The organism is Streptomyces sp. NPDC093071 (genome assembly GCF_044754545.1).
Taxonomy (GTDB): Bacteria; Actinomycetota; Actinomycetes; order Streptomycetales; family Streptomycetaceae; genus Streptomyces.
The window spans coordinates 81541-99003 of sequence record NZ_JBIVPH010000013.1; the positions used below are offsets into that span (position 1 = coordinate 81541).

At 73.3% G+C, this 17463-nt stretch carries 14 protein-coding genes and 1 pseudogene; 5 read left to right on the top strand and 10 right to left on the bottom strand.

All coding sequences use genetic code 11. The features are described 5' to 3' along the window. The first annotated feature begins 193 nt into the window (after positions 1–193). Positions 194–3552 (top strand): annotated as a pseudogene (locus ACIQD7_RS31525) (S8 family peptidase). 41 nt (positions 3553–3593) lie between these two features. Here the strand turns inward: ACIQD7_RS31525 and ACIQD7_RS31530 are convergent. Both ACIQD7_RS31530 and ACIQD7_RS31535 read right to left on the bottom strand, forming a co-directional pair. Further along, on the bottom strand, positions 3594–4037 hold the full coding sequence (locus ACIQD7_RS31530; RefSeq protein ID WP_402446216.1) for a hypothetical protein: 444 nt from the start codon (positions 4035–4037) through the stop codon (positions 3594–3596). A 9-nt stretch (positions 4038–4046) separates the two neighbouring features. Beyond that, positions 4047–4787 carry a hypothetical protein gene (locus ACIQD7_RS31535; RefSeq protein ID WP_402446218.1) on the bottom strand — a complete coding sequence of 247 codons (741 nt, stop codon included), beginning with the start codon at positions 4785–4787 and terminating at the stop codon, positions 4047–4049. A 186-nt stretch (positions 4788–4973) separates the two neighbouring features. On the opposite strand from ACIQD7_RS31535, the gene ACIQD7_RS31540 reads away from it, so the two are divergent. The 4 genes from ACIQD7_RS31540 to ACIQD7_RS31555 all read left to right on the top strand — a co-directional run bounded on the left by ACIQD7_RS31540 (position 4974) and on the right by ACIQD7_RS31555 (position 10836). Continuing rightward, positions 4974–5627, top strand: coding sequence for a hypothetical protein (locus tag ACIQD7_RS31540; protein WP_402446220.1), 654 nt, complete (start codon positions 4974–4976; stop codon positions 5625–5627). 25 nt (positions 5628–5652) lie between these two features. Beyond that, positions 5653–6918 carry a DUF6357 family protein gene (locus ACIQD7_RS31545; RefSeq protein ID WP_402446223.1) on the top strand — a complete coding sequence of 422 codons (1266 nt, stop codon included), beginning with the start codon at positions 5653–5655 and terminating at the stop codon, positions 6916–6918. 421 nt (positions 6919–7339) lie between these two features. Beyond that, positions 7340–10435 carry a glycoside hydrolase family 3 protein gene (locus tag ACIQD7_RS31550; protein ID WP_402446225.1) on the top strand — a complete coding sequence of 1032 codons (3096 nt, stop codon included), beginning with the start codon at positions 7340–7342 and terminating at the stop codon, positions 10433–10435. Between the two features lie 107 nt (positions 10436–10542). Continuing rightward, positions 10543–10836 carry a YkvA family protein gene (locus ACIQD7_RS31555; protein ID WP_402446228.1) on the top strand — a complete coding sequence of 98 codons (294 nt, stop codon included), beginning with the start codon at positions 10543–10545 and terminating at the stop codon, positions 10834–10836. A gap of 71 nt (positions 10837–10907) precedes the next feature. Here the strand turns inward: ACIQD7_RS31555 and ACIQD7_RS31560 are convergent, their stop codons facing one another. From ACIQD7_RS31560 to ACIQD7_RS31595, 8 genes are all read right to left on the bottom strand, one after another. Then, the gene (locus tag ACIQD7_RS31560; RefSeq protein ID WP_351970355.1) at positions 10908–11297 is read right to left on the bottom strand and encodes a PRC-barrel domain-containing protein; all 390 of its coding nucleotides are present in this window, start codon (positions 11295–11297) and stop codon (positions 10908–10910) included. Positions 11298–11428: 131 nt separating this feature from the next. Further along, positions 11429–11857 (bottom strand): glutaredoxin domain-containing protein, encoded by a 429-nt coding sequence (locus tag ACIQD7_RS31565; RefSeq protein ID WP_402446234.1) that lies wholly within the window; start codon positions 11855–11857, stop codon positions 11429–11431. A gap of 11 nt (positions 11858–11868) precedes the next feature. After that, positions 11869–12396, bottom strand: coding sequence for a DUF3291 domain-containing protein (locus tag ACIQD7_RS31570; RefSeq protein WP_402446236.1), 528 nt, complete (start codon positions 12394–12396; stop codon positions 11869–11871). 32 nt (positions 12397–12428) lie between these two features. Further along, positions 12429–13145, bottom strand: a complete 717-nt coding sequence (locus ACIQD7_RS31575) for a helix-turn-helix transcriptional regulator (protein WP_402446238.1) — start codon at positions 13143–13145, stop codon at positions 12429–12431. A gap of 70 nt (positions 13146–13215) precedes the next feature. Further along, positions 13216–13899 (bottom strand): response regulator, encoded by a 684-nt coding sequence (locus ACIQD7_RS31580; protein WP_402446241.1) that lies wholly within the window; start codon positions 13897–13899, stop codon positions 13216–13218. Between the two features lie 33 nt (positions 13900–13932). Continuing rightward, entirely contained in the window at positions 13933–15162 is a 1230-nt protein-coding gene (locus ACIQD7_RS31585; RefSeq protein WP_402446243.1) for a sensor histidine kinase, read from the bottom strand. A 156-nt stretch (positions 15163–15318) separates the two neighbouring features. Next, a complete protein-coding gene (locus ACIQD7_RS31590) occupies positions 15319–15936 on the bottom strand; it encodes a TOPRIM nucleotidyl transferase/hydrolase domain-containing protein (RefSeq protein ID WP_402446246.1) in 618 nt (205 codons plus the stop codon). Positions 15937–16025: 89 nt separating this feature from the next. Next, on the bottom strand, positions 16026–17399 hold the full coding sequence (locus tag ACIQD7_RS31595; RefSeq protein ID WP_121827928.1) for a cytochrome P450: 1374 nt from the start codon (positions 17397–17399) through the stop codon (positions 16026–16028). Positions 17400–17463 lie beyond the last annotated feature (64 nt).

The window sequence follows — 17463 nt, forward strand, 5'->3', positions numbered from 1 at the left end:
TCGTCCCCTCGCACTTCCCGCCCCCGGGATGGCCGGAAACCGTACGGCTCGACTCCCCTCCCCCGCACCGGCGTTGATCACGTCTCCCCCGCCTCACATACTGCGCTGACCGCCGGCGGACGATCTTGCACCGCCGGCTGGAAACGACCGATCCACCCCATCCCTAGCTCCTGGGGGAGACTTGCGCGCACATGTGAAGAGAGCAGGCGCCTTCACCGTCGCGGCGGCCACGACGGTGGCCCTGGCGGCAGGCACGACCGGCCCCGCGACGGCGACCGCCGCGCACGCGACGGCCGCACCGGACATCACCCGCGTCGGCGGTGACCGGCGGATTCCGCTGGTCACGGGCGACCGCGTCGTCGTGGACGCCACCGGCCGGATGGTGGGCTTCGAGTCCGCCGAGGGCCGCGAACGCATACCCGTACAGATACGGCGCACCGGGGACCGCACCCTGGTGGTGCCCGCCGACGCGCAGCGCCTGATCGCCACGGGCAGGCTGGACCAGCGGCTGTTCGACCTCGACGTGCTCACCGATCCCCGGCTGCGCGAGAGCCACCGCGACGGGCTCAAGCTGATCGTGCAGTACGAAGGGGGCTCGGGCGCCGCGCGGGCCGAGGTGCGCGCGGCCGGCGACACGCGGCTGCGGCGCACCCTGCCGACCATCGGCGCCGACGCCGTCCGCGCCTCCCGGGACGACCTGGCCGAGGTGTGGGAGGCGCTGACCGACCGGCGGCGGAACGGCGTGCGCGCCACCGCGTCCGGCATCGGCAGGGTGTGGCTGGACGGGGTGCGCGGCGCGAGCCTGGACCGGGGCGTCCGGCAGATCGGCGCCGACCGGGCCTGGGAGTCCGGGTACGACGGTACGGGCGTGAGGATCGCCGTCCTGGACACCGGCGTCGACAAGACCCACGACGACCTGAGGACCCGGGTCGTGGCCGAGAGGAACTTCTCCGCCTCCCCCGACGCCGTGGACCGCGTCGGGCACGGCACGCACGTCGCGTCGATCGCCGCCGGCACGGGCGCCAAGTCCGGCGGCCGGTACAAGGGCGTCGCCCCGGCGCCGAGGTGATCAGCGGGAAGGTCCTGGACGACGAGGGCTACGGGGACGACTCCGCCGTCATCGCGGGCATGGAGTGGGCCGCCGCCGAGGGCGCGGACGTGGTCAACCTCAGCCTCGGCGGCCCCGACAGCCCCGGCGTCGACCCGCTGGAGGAGACGGTCGACCGGCTGTCCTCCGAGAGGGGCGTCCTGTTCGCCGTCGCGGCGGGCAACGAGGGCGAGAGCGGCGGTTCGACGGTGGGGTCGCCGGGCAGCGCGGACGCCGCCCTGACCGTCGGCGCGGTCGACCAGGACGACCGCCTCGCCCCCTTCTCCAGCACCGGGCCGCGCGTCGGCGACGGGGCGGTCAAGCCGGACGTGACCGCGCCGGGCGTCGCCGTCACCGCGGCCGCCGCCCCGGGCAGCGTTCTGGACACCCGGCCCGGCACCCCGCACCCCGCCCCCGGGTACCTGCAACTCGACGGCACCTCCATGGCGACCCCGTACGTCGCGGGCGCGGCCGCGCTCCTGAAGCAGCGGCACCCCGGCTGGAAGTCGGCCGAGCTCAAGGGCGCGCTGACCGCGTCCGCCGAGGGCGGCGCCCACAGCGCCTTCCAGCAGGGCTCGGGCCGCATCCGGGTCGACAGGGCGCTGGACCAGGGCGTGATCGCCGAGCCGGTCTCGCTGAACTTCGGCACGGCGCGGTGGCCCCACGCCGACGACCTGCCCCTCACCAGGAAGGTCGTCTACCGCAACCTCGGGGCCGAGGACGTCACCCTCGACCTGTCGGTGTCCGGTCTGGACCCGGCGGGCGGGCCGGCCCCGGCCGGGTTCTTCGCGCTCGGCTCCCCGAAGGTGACCGTGCCCGCCGGCGGCACGGCCGGGGTCGACCTCGTCGCCGACACCAGCATCGGTGACGCCGACGGCGCCTACTCGGCCCACGTCACCGCCACCGGCGCGGGCCTGTCCGTCCGTACGGCCGCGGTGGCCGTACGGGAGGCGGAGTCCTACGACCTGACGTTCAGGGCCGTCGGCCGCGACGGAGCCGATGCCCGGAACTTCTCCAGCACCCTGCTCGGCGTCGCCGGACCCGCCGCGGGCTTCCAGGCCTTCGTCAACGACGAGCCGGGCGCCCACACGATCCGGGTGCCCAAGGGCTCGTACACGTTCAACACGGCCGTGTACGAGGACCCTTCGGACTTCACCAAGGGAACCGACTGGATCGCCCGGCCGAAGCTGGAGGTCACCGGCGACACCACGGTCGTCGCCGACGCGCGCACCACGAAGCCGGTGGAGCTCACCGTGCCGGGCATCGACGAGGCGGACTACGCGGGGACGTACTACGAGCGGGCCACCGGCATCGGCCGCGTCGGCAACGGCTGGGTCCTCAGGGGCTTCGGCGGCTTCCGCACCGCCCACGCGGGCCCGGCCGTCACCGACGGCTCCCTCCTGCAGACCTGGGACGCGCACTTCGTCGGGGACGCCACCAGCCAGTACGCGGTGGCCTTCGGCGGCGGGACGAGCAGGGTCGCGACCGGCTACACCAAGCACGTGAAGGCGAACGAGCTGGCCACGCTCGCGGTCGGCCTGGGCGCCTCCGCCCCCGGGAAGTCCGCGCTCGCCTCTCCGTACGCCCACCTTCCCGGGGCGCCGGAGGGCAACGGGTTCTCCGCGCCGCAGGCGGCGCCGGGCACGCGCACCTTCCGCGTCTCCACCGCCGACGGGGTGACGTGGCGCACCCGGTTCAACCAGCTGGGCGAACCCGACGAGTGGGGGTACCCGGCCTTCGAGGGCGCCTACGAGACGGTCCGGCCGAAGCGGTACGAGGCCGGCGGGTCGTACCGGGAGACGTTCAACACCGGCGTCGTCGGTCCGCTCCTGGGCGAGGGCGCGGGCGTCTTCCGCACCGCGCCCGACCCGGTCACGGGCGAGCAGCGGCTCGTCGGCGCGCTGCCGCTGCTCGCCGACGGCGAGGGGCACACGGGGAGCACGCGGTACGCCTCGGCCACGTCGGCGCTGTACCGCGACGGCGTCGAGATCGGCAGGAACGACGACCCGCTGAGCGGCTCGGAGTCCTTCGCGGTCGGCGCCGCCGACGCCGAGTACCGGCTGACGGCCTCCGTGGAGCGCCCGGCGGACGTCGCCGCGGCCTCGACCCGGATCGACGTCGGCTTCACGTTCCGCTCGCGGCAGGTCGCGGCCACCACCGCCCTGCCGGTGTCCACGGTCCGCTTCGCGCCCCCGGTCGACCTCGCCTCGCGCGCTCCGGCGGGGGCTCCGGTCCGGGTCCCGGTGACCGTGCAGGGCCCGGCGGCCGGCAAGAACCTCAAGTCGCTTTCCGTGTCCGTGAGTTACGACGGCGGGAAGACCTGGAAGTCGGTGGCGGTGAGGAACGGCCGGATCTCCGTGAAGAGCCCGGCGAAGGGCGGCGGCGTCTCCCTCGCCGCCGAGGTCACGGACAAGCAGGGCAACGCGTCGACCCTGACGATCCGCGACGCGTGGTACGGCAAGTGACCCCGGCCGCCTGACCGTTCCCCCTGCCCGGTGCCCCCGCTTCAGGCGGTGGCACCGGGCGGGGGCGCGTCCGGGTCCGCCTCCCCCGCCACCACGACCTGGTACTCGTCCTCGTAGAGGATCCTGCCGGGGTTCGGGGACTCCAGGCGGCGGCACTCGACGCCGTGGGCGGCGAGGAGTTCCAGATAGCCGTCGACGCGCTCGATGAGGTCCCGGGCGGACGTCTTGAACCAGGCGACGGCGCCCGGATGCAGCCGGGGGTCGTACACGGCGGGATCCACGTGGGACGGGTTGGTGTAGTGGGCGTCGTACCAGTCGTTGCCCGCCCTCCAGAACCGGTACTGGTCCTCGGTCAGCCTGCCTTGCGCCGCCAGCTCGTTGGCGAGCACGAAGACGCCGGGGAAGTGTCCTCGCGGATGTCTGACCACCCCTTGGAACCGGACGTACGAAACCCGCTCCACCAGGTCCACCTCCCTCTCGTCCACGGCGGCCCGTCAGAGGGGCGTGACGCAGGAGCCCGGCCTGCCGGGTGCGCCGATCGTGTACTCGGCGCGCAGCAGGTAGTCGCCGGGGCCGCAGGAGGCCTCGTCCAGCACCCGGTACTCCGCCAGCGGGGAGCCGCAGTCCACCTTCCGCAACTGCTGCTCGGGCCAGTCGGCTTCGTTGCGCACGCAATCGCCCGCCGACAGCGCGACGGACCCGTCGCCGCCGCCCGAGAGCAGGCCCACGACCACCAGGGTCGGGATCGCCAGGGCGACGAGGGCGATCGGGGTGAGGATCAGCATCGCGGGGGCCCGGCGCAGGACCCGCCTGCCGGGGTGGAGCCGCGGCCGCACGGCGCCGTACGGCTCGGGCAGGCGGCGCAGGGCGGCCCGGGCGCCGAAGGCGTTCCCCAGGACCACGAAGGGCGTGACGAAGAAGGAGAAGAGGCCCCACCAGCCGGTCAGCAGGGTGTCGGAGGTCATCTGCCGGTAGACGGAGAGTCCGCACGTGCGGCAGAAGACTCCGCGCCGGGTGACCGTGCGCATGATGATGATCATGCCCTGGTGGGCGCGGACGGTCACGGCGGTCGCGGGCTGCGCCCCGCAGACCTCGCAGCCGGGCATCGGCGGGGGTCCGGGCGCGTACCCGTACTGCTGCGGGGGCGGCGGGGCGGACGGGTGCGGGTACGGGTACGGGTACTGCTGCGGATGCGGTGGCGGGTGCGGTTGCGCGTGTGGGTGCGGAAACGTCATGGTGCCGGTTCCCCCTTCGTGATCGAAACAGCACCCTAAGGCCTGTCCGTCCGATCACGACGGCCCGCTCCCCGGACGGTTCCGCCCGGCCCCACGCCGGTCGCCCGGGCGGCTCCGGATCCGGCGGCGGTGGTCGACCGGGCATCCCCTAGGCTGTCGGGGCCACCACGTGAACGAAGGACGATCATGGCCCGCCCTTACGCCCCCGGCCCCAAGCAGTTCGTCTTCTCCGTCGGCGACGGCGACGACCGGACGGTCTCCGTGGGCGACCCCCAGGAGGCCTACGTGGCGTTCTCCGCGTTCTTCCGGGACCGGGAATCCGACGTCTACACCATCGGGGACGAGCCGGCGGGGCAGAGTCTGGTCCTCATGCCCGCCCGGGGCCTGATCGTCCGGGTCGAGGGCGCGGACCGGCCCCGATCGGAATACCTCCGGATCGACCGGGCCAACCGCTGCCTTCCGGGGGCGATGTTGTTCTTCGAGAACGGACACGCCGGCCTCGACCACTTCGGCCAGTGGTTCTCCGACCCCGCCGACCTCGACGCGCCCCCGGAGACCCGGGGCGCCGTCCGCGCCGCCGCGTTCACGACGGAAGCGGCGGCGATCCGGGAAGTCGCCCGGATCTGGGCGGATGCGGGCATCGTGGACCCGAGCGACCGGTACTACGTCTTCTTCGACTCGCACGACGCCGACGACGACCGGGCCGAACGGGCCGAACTGCTCGCGCTGATCGGGTTCCTCGGGATCGAACGGGTCGACGCCCCGGCCGGGTCCGCCACCGGCGAGGTCTGGGTGCGTACCGACGCGCGCCTCGCCGCCGCATGCGCGCGGTGGTCGTGAACGGGTGCGGAGCGGGGCCGGGCTCGTGAGGGACGTCGTGTTCACCCGGGGCAGCGGATGGATCCCGAACGTGATCAGCGAGGACGGCGGGCTGAGGCTGATGCTCGGCGCCGGGGCCGACGCCAACCACGAGCCCCGCACGTTCACGTTCCCCATCGGGGAGGCCCATCTCGCGGTGATCCGGGAGGACCTGCCCAGACACCTGCTGCTGTGGAGCGCGGTCCTCCCGCTGTGCGAGGCGGCCGGAACCGCGGGCCGGCTCGACGAGGACGCCGCCGTCGCGCTCCTGGACCCGATCCTCCTCTCCCCGCCCGAGGACGTCGACGCGCTCTTCCGCCGCATCCGGTGGGACAGGGACCGGCTCGTCGCCCACGGGGCCGACGTCGGTCTGCTCCGGCGCGGACGGGTCTGCGCGGCGATGCGCTCGGCGACCGGGACGCCGGACGAGAAACGGGCCCAGGAGCATCGCGCGGACCGCCGCCGCGCCGAACGCGGAGCGGTCCTCGGCCCGCTCGACGCCGCGATCCTGCGGTACACGGGCCAGTACGCGCACGGCGCGACGGTTCCCCGACGGCTGCCCGGCGCCGTCGACGCCGCGCTGCTCCCGGAGGTGATGCGGGTGATCGCCACCGCGGAGCGGGCCTGCGCCGGGATGCGGATCGGCCTCGATCCGCGACGGGGGAACCGCACCACGGACAAGCGCGCCTGGGAACGGGTGGCGGCGGCCGTCGACTCGGCCGTCCGCCGCGCCCACCCCGGACTCGCCGACGACGCGGTGCGTACGGTGGGCTTCCTGATGTGCTCGGAGACCGCCGACCGCTCCAGGAGCACGCCCGTGGAGGACGACGCGGAGGCCGCCGACGACCGCACCGGCCCCGGCGGGGGCGCGCGCGAGACGGCCCTGACGTTCACCGACGACAAGGGCGCCGAGAAGAAGTGGCGGAAGGACGGCCGTCGCGGCGCCTCCGCGGAGTTCTGGGAGTTCGTGGGCGCTCGCTCCGCCGCGGACAACGAGGTGTTCACCGTCGAGGACGAGGAGAGGGGCGAGGGGGTCCAGCTCCACTTCTACGCGGACTCCGTCGCCCGCGTCACGACCGTGCGGGAGGGGAAGGGCGGGTCGGATCCGGAGTACCGGGTCGAGTACGCCCTGGTCGACGGGCTCGACGCGTACCGGGCCCTGGTGAGCGCCTTCGTCCGGGGCGGCTGCGCCGCGCTCGACCCGTACGGTCCCTGGATGTCGGACGTCGCCGCGTTCGAGCGCGCGCGCCGGGAGCGGCGCGGCGCCCGCTAGTCGCTGCGGCGGGTCGCGCGCACGACAGTCGGAGACGACGGCACGTCAAGACCCCTTGTGCGTTCAGGCTCTGAACACATGAAGAACCTTGTAGGGGTCACGGCTCGGAGCGACGCGGATTTCCGTCGTTGTCGGTGTTAACTCTTGACGACGTGACGGGCTGACGGTTGACTCGCCGCACCGCTTTGAGAGCGCTTCCAAAGCGGTTCTGACAGCGATGTCGTCCCTCGACGCGGAGGCTCCGATGTGCGCCACGATCGCCGACTCCGCACGTGAGGAGGGACGGCGACACCGCCGTTCGCCAGGCCCCGGACGCCGGGCCCTGGGCGGGCTCCGCCGTCGCGGACCGTGTTCGTGAAGTGATCGAAGGATCCCCCGGCCCGCCGCCCTCACCCCCGCATTCCGTACTGAAGGAGCCGCAATGCCACGCACCAGACACCAGAGCCGCTTCGGGAACCGTGTCCGGGGCAGAACCGCGACGGCGGTGGTCGCCGCCGGGGCCATACTCGGCGGGCTGCTCGCCGGGGCGCTGCCGAGCGCGGCCGCCGACGAACCCGCGCCGGTGGCCGTCGACCGGTTCGAGGGGGAGGTGCCCTTCGGCAATCCGCCTGCGGAGGGCATCTTCACCTGGGGCAGCGACGCCGACGACCATCCGGCGCTGCGGCTCTCCGAGCGCGCGGACGCGCCCGAGGGCTCCAAGGTCCTGGAGGGCACGTTCGACATCAGCGGCTGGGGCGGCTTCACCCACGACTTCGCCTTCGACCGGCCGGCCCACGACTGGACCGCGTTCAAGGGCATCCGCTTCTGGTGGTACGGCCAGAACACCGCTCCCCTGCCGCCCGGTTCGGGCAAGCGGATCAACTTCGAGCTCAAGGACGGCGGCGCCAACGGCGAGGCGTCCGAGCTGTGGACCACGTCCTTCACCGACGACTGGGAGGGCTGGCACCTCGTCGAGATCCCGTTCTCCGAGTTCCAGTACCGGGCCGACTACCAGCCCGTCGGCGGCATCGACCAGGTCCTCGGGCTCAACGAGATGTGGGGCTACGCCCTGACCCTGCCGCCCGGCTCCCCCGGCAAGTTCGCCCTCGACGGCGTGGAGCTGTACGGCAAGGCGGAGCCCGCGCTGAACACCAAGGTCGTCACCGACGCCGCCGTGTACCCGGTGACCGAGGGCGGCAGCGCGCGGGTGAAGGTGACGGTGGCCACCACCGGTTCGGGCCCCATCGGCGAGCCCGTCACCGTGGCGTACACGACCGGGAAGGGGACCGCCGAGGCCGGCAAGGACTACACCCCGGTCAGCGGCACCGTGACCTTTCCGGCCGGGACCCCGTCCGGCACCTCCCACACCGTCACCGTGGCGACGAAGAAGGACGGTTCGGCCGAGGAGGCCGAGACGATCCCGCTCGCGCTGGAGGTCACCGGCGCCAAGGCGCCCGCCGAGGTGCCGCAGGTCGTCGTGAACGCGCACGGGCTTCCGTACCTCGACAAGAGACTGCCGGTGAAGAAGCGGGTCGCTGACCTGATCGGGCGGATGACGCTGGAGGAGAAGGTCGGCCAGATGACGCAGGCCGAGCGCAACGCGCTGCGGTCGCAGGGCGACATCGCCTCCTACCGGCTCGGCTCGCTGCTCTCCGGCGGCGGCTCGGTACCGACGCCCAACACGCCCGAGGCGTGGGCGAAGATGGTCGACGCCTACCAGCTCCGGGCGCAGGCCACCCGCTTCCAGATCCCGCTGATCTACGGCGTGGACGCGGTGCACGGGCACAACAACGTCATCGGCGCGACGATCATGCCGCACAACATCGGCATCGGCGCCGGACGCGACCCGAAGGTCGCCGAGCGGACCGGGGCGGTCACCGCCAAGGAGGTCCGGGCCACCGGCATCCCGTGGGACTTCGCCCCCTGCGTGTGCGTCACCCGGGACGAGCGGTGGGGCCGTTCGTACGAGGCGTTCGGCGAGGACCCGGCCCTGGTGAAGGCCATGGAGACGGTCATCAACGGGATGCAGGGCGCGAGCAGCGGCGCGGACCTGCACCGCAACGACAAGGTGCTCACCAGCGCCAAGCACTTCGTCGGCGACGGCGGTACGGAGTTCGGCTCGTCGACGACGGGTTCGTACACGATCGACCAGGGCGTCACCAAGGTGACCCGGCAGGAGCTGGAGGCGGTGCACCTGGCGCCGTTCGCCGAGGCCGTGAAGCGCGGGGCGGGCACGGTCATGCCCTCGTACTCCTCGCTCGACGTCATAGGCGACGACCAGGGGCCGGTGAAGATGCACGCCCACGCCGGGATGATCAACGGCGTCCTCAAAGACCGCATGGGCTTCGAGGGCTTCGTGATCAGCGACTGGCAGGCGATCGACCAGATCCCCGGGGACTACGCGAGCGACGTGCGGACCTCCATCAACGCCGGGCTCGACATGATCATGGTGCCGACCAACTACCAGGACTTCACGCGGATCCTGGCGGAGGAGGTGACGGCCGGGCGGGTCGGACGGGCGCGCGTGGACGACGCGGTCGCGCGGATCCTGACCCAGAAGTTCCGGCTCGGCCTGTTCGAGAAGCCGTACGCCGACACCACCCACCTCGACGCGGTCGGCTCGGCCGCGCACCGCGCCGTGGCGCGGGAGGCGGTCGCCAAGTCCCAGGTGCTGCTGAAGAACGACGGCGCCGTGCTGCCGCTGAAGAAGACGCAGAAGGTGTACGTCGCCGGTTCCAACGCCGACGACCTGGGCAACCAGGCCGGTGGCTGGACCATCAGCTGGCAGGGTTCGTCCGGCCGGAACACGACCGGCACCACCATCCTCGAAGGGATGCGCAAGGCGGCCCCGGGCACGACGATCGACTACTCGAAGGACGCGTCGGCCGCGACCGAGGGGTACGACGTCGGGGTCGTGGTGGTCGGCGAGACGCCGTACGCCGAGGGCATCGGCGACGTGGGCAACGGCCACGACCTGGAGCTGACGGCGGCGGACAAGGCGGCGGTGGACAAGGTCTGCGCGGCGATGCCGTGCGCGGTCCTGGTCGTCTCCGGGCGGCCGCAGCTGATCGGGGACCGGCTCGGGGCGATCGACGCCCTGGTCGCCTCCTGGCTGCCCGGCACCGAGGGCGACGGCGTGGCGGACGTGCTGTACGGGACGCGGCCGTTCACCGGCCAGCTCCCGGTCACCTGGCCGAAGTCGGAGGCGCAGCTGCCGATCAACGTCGGTGACGCCTCGTACGACCCGCAGTTCCCGTTCGGCTGGGGGCTGACGACCCGGCCGGTGCCGCAGGCCGGGGGCGAGCTGACGCTCAAGGCGATCGGGGTCGCGGCCAAGGTGCTCCAGGCGGCCGGCCGGGGGACGTCGCCGGAGGGCCGGGAGCTGCTGTCCCGGGCGCGGGACGTCGTCCAGAAGAAGATCGGCCAGGACGTCACCCCCGCGACGGCCAAGCCGTTCGCGGAGGCGGACCGGCTGCTGATCTCGGGCGACCTGACGGGCGCGGTCGCGCGCCTGACGACGGCGTACCGGGCGGCCTGACCCGGTGTGCGCGAGGGGCCCTTCCCGGGTGCGGGGAGGGCCCCTCGGTCGTGGGAGGCGCCGGCCCCGGTGGGGGCGGTTCCGGGAAACCGGGGTAGAAGAGCGGCATGGACAGCTCTTTCTGGATCGTGGTGGCCGGGGTCCTCGCCCTCGTGGTGGCGGGATACGCGGCCGTTCTGCTCGTGCGCGTCTTCCGGGCCCGCAGGCTGCTGCTCGACGCCGGCGTCCCGTTGCAGTCCAAGGCCCTCTTCTGGGCGGCCGTGGTGTACACGGTGTCGCCGGTCGACCTGATCCCGGACCCGGTCTACCTGGACGACGTCGGCGTCCTGCTGCTTGCCCTGCGGGCGCTGCACTCGGCGGCCGCCCGGAGCAGGGTGGACCGCGGGGAGCTGAAGGGCTGACGCGGAACCGCGGAACGAGGCGGTCCCCCGCAGCCGGGCTGCGGGGGACCGCCTCGTCGTGTCCGACCGGGTCAGACCGGGGCCGGTCCGCCTCCGAGCGGCCCGCCCCCGAACGGTCCGCCCGTCCGGTAGTGCACGGCGATCTCCTCCCGGTACTGCCGGTCGGCGAGGTGCTTGTCGGAGTGGAACTCCGGCGCGTTCTTGATCTGCTCCTTGGTCAGGTCGAGGTGCACCTCCTGCCCCTCCAGGTCGATCCGAGTGACCGCGCTCGCCGGGATCAGCACCTCCTTGCCGAAGATCCACACCCCGGTGTCGACGACCAGATAGGAGTCGTCGACCTCGTCGGAGTGCTTGTCGACCTTGCCGATGTGCCCGTCGGTCGCCTCGACCCGCCAGCCGGTCAGGTCGGTGCCCACCAGATGACCGAAGGCCTGCCCGTAGCTCCACACGTTCTCCGCCATACCGCTCACTCCTCCGTCCTCGGTACGTCTCCTGAGGAGGACCGCCTGCCCCGCGGACCGGACCCCACACGTGCGGACCGGGTCCTACAAGTCGAATTCGAGGTGCTCGACGTCCGTGAAGCGGACCTCTTCTAGGCGGACAGCTGCGCGCGTACCCATTCGGGGTCGGGGTTGACGTGCGGCCGACCCGCGACGAAGACGGTCGGGACGGTCTCGTCGCCGTCGTTGACGGCCCTCACCTCGGCCGCCCCGGCGGGGTCGCGCCAGATGTCGACCCAGTGCAACCGGCGGGCGTCGCGGCCCAGTCGGGCGCGCAGGCGCAGGCAGTACGTGCAGCCCGGTCGCCAGAAGACGATCGGCCGGCCGTCGGTCGCGCCGAGGCGTCGCGCCTCCTCCGCTCCGATCGACCGGGGGAAGACCAGGGGCGAGTTCACGGCCGCGAGGAGGACGAACACCGGCAGGATCACCGCGGCTTGACCGGGACTCCTCCCGAAGACGGCGCCGGCGACGGCGGAGCCGCAGAGCAGGAACAGTATCGGCATGGTCCAAGGGCGCTTCATGGTGAGGCAGGTTATCGAGCGGCGTTCAGCGGTTCACCGGCGGCGGCACCGGCCGCACCGTCTTCGAGGTACGGGGCGGCTTCGGCGGCGGTGTAGGAGGAGGCGAAGGTGAAGGCGCGGGGGGACGGGCCGTGCGCGCGCAGGTCCGCCAGGCGCTCCAGGGCCTCGTCGACGGTCGGGAGGTGGCCGGCGGGGATCCACCAGAGTGCCAGGTGCGCCTCGACGTGCCGTGCGAACCATTCGCGGCGCCGCCGCATCAACTCCAGGTGTCCGCTGCGGTAGGCGAAGTCCCACAGGGCCTCCCGGGTCTCCCAGACCGACAGGTTGACGATGACGTTCTCGCCCGCCGGGCGCAGGCCGGTGGCGTCGGCCGCCCCCTCCTCCACGAGCCGCCAGACGAAGCCGGGCGCGCCGTCGGCGGCGGCGTTGACCGGGTCGAGCAGGTCGACGAAGGGCTTCACGCGCGGGTCGTCGAAGGGGTGGAGGAGGGTGGCGACGTTGAGCTGGGCCAGGTGGACGGCGCGCGGGGAGGAGGTCATGACCTCATCTCAGCACGGCCCGCTTTTCTATGTCAACGCTCATTGTTTTTAGAACTCTCGACCACCACGCAGCACTCCCCCGGCCGGGCGTCCATGCGGGCGCGCACCGGGCCGTCCGCGCCGAGCAGCCCTTCGAGGAGGGCGAGGTTCATGCCGCAGACGAGCGGCGGGAAGCGTTCGGCGACGGCGTGGAAGGGGCAGTTGCGCATACGGACGACGCGCCCGTCCGTTCCCGCCTTTTCTTCCGGGCCTTCGGCGCCTTCGGCCGCTTCTGGGTCTTCCTCTTCTTCCACGTGCGGCTCGTAGCCCCGGGCGGCCAGCACCCTCATGGCCTCTTCGAGGTCCCCGCAGGGTGCCGCCGGACCGCGCAGGGCCTCGCCCCGGCGGCGGGCGGCCGTGCGGAGTCCGGCGTCGAGGCCGGCCTCCTCGGCGGCCTCGGCGAGGAGTTCGGCGGCGGTACGGTAGTCGCGCGCGGGCAGCGACACCGACCGCTCGGTCCGCGCCCGCGCGTAGACCTTGGCGGGGCGCCCGGCTCCGGGCCCCGAGCGTCCCGTCAGACGGCGGCTGCCGCTGTCGAGCAGCCCGGCCTCGGCCAGCCTGTCCAGGTGGTGCGCGGCGAGCGTGCGCGCCACCCCGACCGCCTCGGCGGCCTCGTTGCGGCCGACCTCGCGGCCCTGGGCCGCCACGTACTCGTACAGGCGGCGGCGTACCGGATCCTGCAACGCCGCGATCGCTTCGATGTCCTCCACCCGCCCATTCTAGAAACAACGCGGATAGGAGATAGAAAAGCGGGTCCCGGCCCGGGCCCCGCCCTCCGGTTCAGAGGCCGGGTACGACGAGGCCGCTCTCGTAGGCGACGACGACCGCCTGCGCGCGGCTGGCCAGGCCGAGCTTTCCCATGGCGCGGTTGAGGTGGGTCTTGACGGTGGCCTCGCTGATGTGGAGGTCCCCGGCGATCTGCCGGTTCGACAGGCCCTTGCCGGTCAGCCGGAGGACTTCCCGCTCCCGGCCGGTCAGCGCGTCCAGTGCGGTCGCCCCGGCCCGGACGGCCTCCTCTGCGGGGGCCGCGCGGTGGGCGAACGCCTCGACGAGGCGCCTGGTGACGCTCGGGGCGAAGAGGTGGTCGCCCCCGGCCACGGCGGCCACCGCCGCCAGGAGCCGTTCGGGCCCGGAGTCCTTGAGCAGGAAGCCGGAGGCGCCGACGCGCAGCGCCCCGTACACGTACTCGTCCAGGTCGAAGGTGGTGAGGATCAGGACGCGGGGCGCCGGGTCGGAGGCCTCGGCGAGGATGCGGGCGGTGGCGTCGATTCCGTTGCCGCCGGGCATCCGGATGTCCATGAGGACGACGTCGGGGCGGAGGCTCGCCGCGAGCGCCACGGCCTCTTCGCCGTCCACGGCCTCTCCGACCACTTCCGTCCCCGGGGCGGCCTTGAGGAGCCCGACCAGGCCCGCCCGGATGAGGAACTGGTCGTCGACGACGAGGACCCTGATCACCTGGCTCATGCGAGAGGTGGTTCTCCTGTCACGGCGGCGGGTTCAGCCCTCCCGGACCGCCGGCGGGAGCCGGTCGTCCGGGGCGGGGCCGTCGCGACGGCCGGTGGCGGGCGGTGCGCCGGCCCGTGCCGTGAGCGGCAGGGTCAGTCGCACGGCGAACCCGTCGCCGTCGTCGCGCGGGCCGATGTCGATCCGCCCGCCGTACAGCTTGGCCCGCTCCCTCATGCCGATCAAGCCGTGGCCGGTTCCCGTGGGGATTTGCGCGGGAATCGACCGCCCTCCTCCGTTGGTGACGTCCACCTCCAGGTACTGCCTCCCGTAGCGGACGACGACCTCGGTCGGGGCGCCGGGCGCGTGCTTGAGGACGTTGGTGAGCGACTCCTGGACGACGCGGTAGGCGCAGAGGTCGGCGCCGGAGCCGATCGGGCGGGGGACCCCCTCGACGGTCAGCGCGACGGGCGTCCCTCCGGCCCCGACCCGCGCCACGAGTTCGTCGAGGCGGGCCAGGCCGGGCATCGGGCGGTCGGGGGCGTGCGGGTCGGTGCCCTCGCGCAGCAGCGAGAGCATCCGGCGGAGTTCGTCGAGCGCCTCGGTGCCCGTGTCGGAGATGGTGTCCAGGGCGGTGCGGGCGGTGGCCGGGTCGCTGTCGAAGACGAAGCGCGCGAGGCCCGACTGCACGGAGATGACCGCCATGTGGTGGGCGACCACGTCGTGGAGTTCCCGGGCGATCCTGCCGCGCTCGTACGCGACCTCCCGTTGGGCCCGTTCCTCCTGCTCGGCGGCGAGCGCGCGGGTGAGTTCGGTGGTCTTCCGGGAGAGCGCGCCGAACCACCACAGCACGGCGGGGAAGACCAGCGCCTGGCCCGCGGCGGCCGCCAGCGAGCCGTGGTCGCCGCCGTTCAGCTCGTCGAGCAGTCCCGCGCCGAGCCAGGTCAGGCCGGTGATCGCCGCGCCGGGCACCGAAATCCGGGCCGGGCGTTCCGAGGCGAGGGTGTAGGTCGCCAGGAGCGTGGCCAGGGAGTTGACCACGGGCCAGTACCCCAGGGACACGTAGACCGCGAAGCCGCCCTGCGCGAGGACGAACACGGCGACGGGGAAGCGCGTCCGGACCACCGCGGGCAGGTTGACCACGAGGACGAGCGCGTAGGCCACCGGGTCGAGAACCGGCCAACGCTGGGCGGCGGCGTCCTGTCCGAGCAGCAGGGCCAGTCCCGTCATCGCGATGCCCATGAGCGCGTTGACGAGGGGGCTGCGGGGAGGACGGAGCTTCATCGCCGCAGCCTAGCCACCCGCCGTCGCATCGGCGTCAACCCAGAGGCATACCACGGTGGTTGTACGGGCGGTGAACCCACGAGGTGTACGAACCGTGGGCCGCACGGACCACAGGGGTACGAGCCGTGGGCCGCACGGCTCGTGGCCGTACGGAAGTCACAGGCTCGTCAGGAGGTCGTCGAGGGGACCCGGCGCCCGCCCGGTGTCGAGGGCCTCCACCAAGAGGTGGCCGTAGCGGATCTTGCGGCCCTTCTTCGTGCCGAGGAAGCGCCGCAACTGCCGCTGCCGGGACCGGCCGTCCTGCGCGGGCTGGTTCAGGAAGGTCTGCCAGGGCCGCAGGTCGCCCTCCGTCCGGATGATCTCCTCGACCCGCTCCGGGCCGAGCGCGCGGATCAGCTCGTCCTCCAGGTCCGCCACGCAGACGAAGAAGTCCCCGGGCGGCGCCCCGGCCCGCTTCAGGCCCCGGTCGTAGAAGCCCCGCTCGCCCTCGTCGCACAGTCCCGTCAGGCGCAGGCCCAGGCCGGACGGTCCGAGGCGGGCGGCGTAGCGGGCGATGTTCATCGCCCCGCCCATCGGGACCACGCACACGCCTTCGGCGGCGAGGTCCCGACCGCGCCGTGCGGCCAGGGTCTCCACGGCCGCGAAGTCGCTCGGCCCTTCCAGGAGGACCGCCGTCCGCACTCCCAGGGCCACGGCCAGTTCCCTCGCCGCGTCACCCGGACCACCGGCCGCCCAGCGGCCGATCTCGTCCCGGAACGCGCTCATGTCCACCATGGGGCGAGTCTGCGCTCCCGCGGGCCGGGTGCGGTACGGAATATCCCGGGTCTGGCGGCCGGGCCGGGCGGCCGGCCCCGGGGCGGCGGCTACGGCTCCCTGGGGGTCAGGCGGCAGCGGGCCGGACCCGCCGCCTGGAGGGTGATCGCGGAGGTGAGGGGCACCTCGGTGTCGATGGCCTCGAAGTCGTACCGCTGGAGGATCATCGCCAGGGCGATCACCGACTCCAGCATCGAGAAGTGCTGGCCGATGCAGGCGCGCGGCCCGCCGCCGAAGGGGAACCAGGCGTACCGGGGGCGGGCCGCCTCCGCCTCGGGCGTGAAGCGGTCGGGGTCGAAGCGCTCCGGGTCCTCCCAGTAGTCCGGGTGGCGGTGGGTGACCCAGGGGGCCACGACGACGTCCGCGCCCGCCGGGATGGCGACGCCTCCGATCTCGGTGGCGGCGACGGCGCGGCGGCCGACGACCGGGGCGGCCGGGAAGAGGCGCATGGCCTCCTTGAGGACCCGGGTGACGTAGGGCAGCGCGTCGAGGTCGGCGGCCCCGGGGGTCCGTCCGGCGAGGACCCCGTCGACCTCCTCCCGGGCCCGCTTCCGCGCCTCCGGGTGGAGGCCGAGCAGGTGGAGGGCGAAGCCGAGGGAGGTGGCGGTGGTCTCGTGTCCCGCGAGCAGGAAGACCAGGACCTGTTCGCGCAGTTCGGTGGCGTCGAAGCTGCCGTCCTCGGCGCTCTCGGCGCCGACGAGGAGGGTGAGGAGGTCGTCGCCCTCGTCGGACGTCCGGCCGGAGCTCCGGCGCTCGGCGATGATGCGGTCGCAGACCTCGTACAGCGCCCGGTGGACGGCCGCGGCCCTGCGGTTGCCGGGGGTGGGCCAGTTGCGGGGGACGTTGAGGGGGGAGAAGCCCCGGCGCAGTACGTAGGCGCCGAGTTCGGGAAAGCTGCGCTCGACGATCTGGACGGCCGCGTCGACGTCGGTGCCGAAGAGGATGCGGGCGACGGCGCGCAGGGCGAGCCGGGCCATCTCCTGGAGGACGTCGACGGACGCGGCGCCGTCGTCGCGCCACTCCCCGGTGAGGGTGGCGACCTCGGCGGCGACGGCCGCCGCGTAGCCGTCGACCCGGCGGCGGGTGAAGAGGGGCTGGACGAGCCGGCGCTGGCGGAGGTAGTCCTCGTCCTGGCTGGTGAGGAGGCCGTTGCCGAAGGACTCGCGGACCTCCTGGTAGAAGGCGTTGTCCTTGCGGAAGTTGGCCGATTCCCCGGCGAGGACCTGCTGCGCGCCCTCGGCGGAGAAGACGCCGTAGAGGGTGGCGCGGACGCCGGGCGGTCCCGCGGTGATCCGTACGACGTCCCCGTGCTCGCGCCGGGCGCGCAGGAAGGTCTCCAGGGAGTCGTTCTTGAGGTCGAACATGGAGCCGAGCAGCGGGATTCCCGCGAGTTCGGGCGCTTCGGCACCGGTGGTGACGGTCATGGACGGTTCCCCCTCGTTCGTCGCCTGCGGTGATTCTCTCCCAGGAAGTGACTCACGGGTAGGG

What these genes read in the sequence shown, in the direction of transcription:
- ACIQD7_RS31535 (WP_402446218.1), bottom strand. Translation starts at nt 4,787, where the DNA reads ATGACGTTTCCGCACCCACACGCGCAACCGCACCCGCCACCGCATCCG.
- ACIQD7_RS31540 (WP_402446220.1), top strand. Translation starts at nt 4,974, where the DNA reads ATGGCCCGCCCTTACGCCCCCGGCCCCAAGCAGTTCGTCTTCTCCGTC.
- ACIQD7_RS31550 (WP_402446225.1), top strand. Translation starts at nt 7,340, where the DNA reads ATGCCACGCACCAGACACCAGAGCCGCTTCGGGAACCGTGTCCGGGGC.
- ACIQD7_RS31555 (WP_402446228.1), top strand. Translation starts at nt 10,543, where the DNA reads ATGGACAGCTCTTTCTGGATCGTGGTGGCCGGGGTCCTCGCCCTCGTG.
- ACIQD7_RS31560 (WP_351970355.1), bottom strand. Translation starts at nt 11,297, where the DNA reads ATGGCGGAGAACGTGTGGAGCTACGGGCAGGCCTTCGGTCATCTGGTG.
- ACIQD7_RS31565 (WP_402446234.1), bottom strand. Translation starts at nt 11,857, where the DNA reads ATGAAGCGCCCTTGGACCATGCCGATACTGTTCCTGCTCTGCGGCTCC.
- ACIQD7_RS31570 (WP_402446236.1), bottom strand. Translation starts at nt 12,396, where the DNA reads ATGACCTCCTCCCCGCGCGCCGTCCACCTGGCCCAGCTCAACGTCGCC.
- ACIQD7_RS31580 (WP_402446241.1), bottom strand. Translation starts at nt 13,899, where the DNA reads ATGAGCCAGGTGATCAGGGTCCTCGTCGTCGACGACCAGTTCCTCATC.
- ACIQD7_RS31585 (WP_402446243.1), bottom strand. Translation starts at nt 15,162, where the DNA reads ATGAAGCTCCGTCCTCCCCGCAGCCCCCTCGTCAACGCGCTCATGGGC.
- ACIQD7_RS31590 (WP_402446246.1), bottom strand. Translation starts at nt 15,936, where the DNA reads ATGGTGGACATGAGCGCGTTCCGGGACGAGATCGGCCGCTGGGCGGCC.
- ACIQD7_RS31595 (WP_121827928.1), bottom strand. Translation starts at nt 17,399, where the DNA reads ATGACCGTCACCACCGGTGCCGAAGCGCCCGAACTCGCGGGAATCCCG.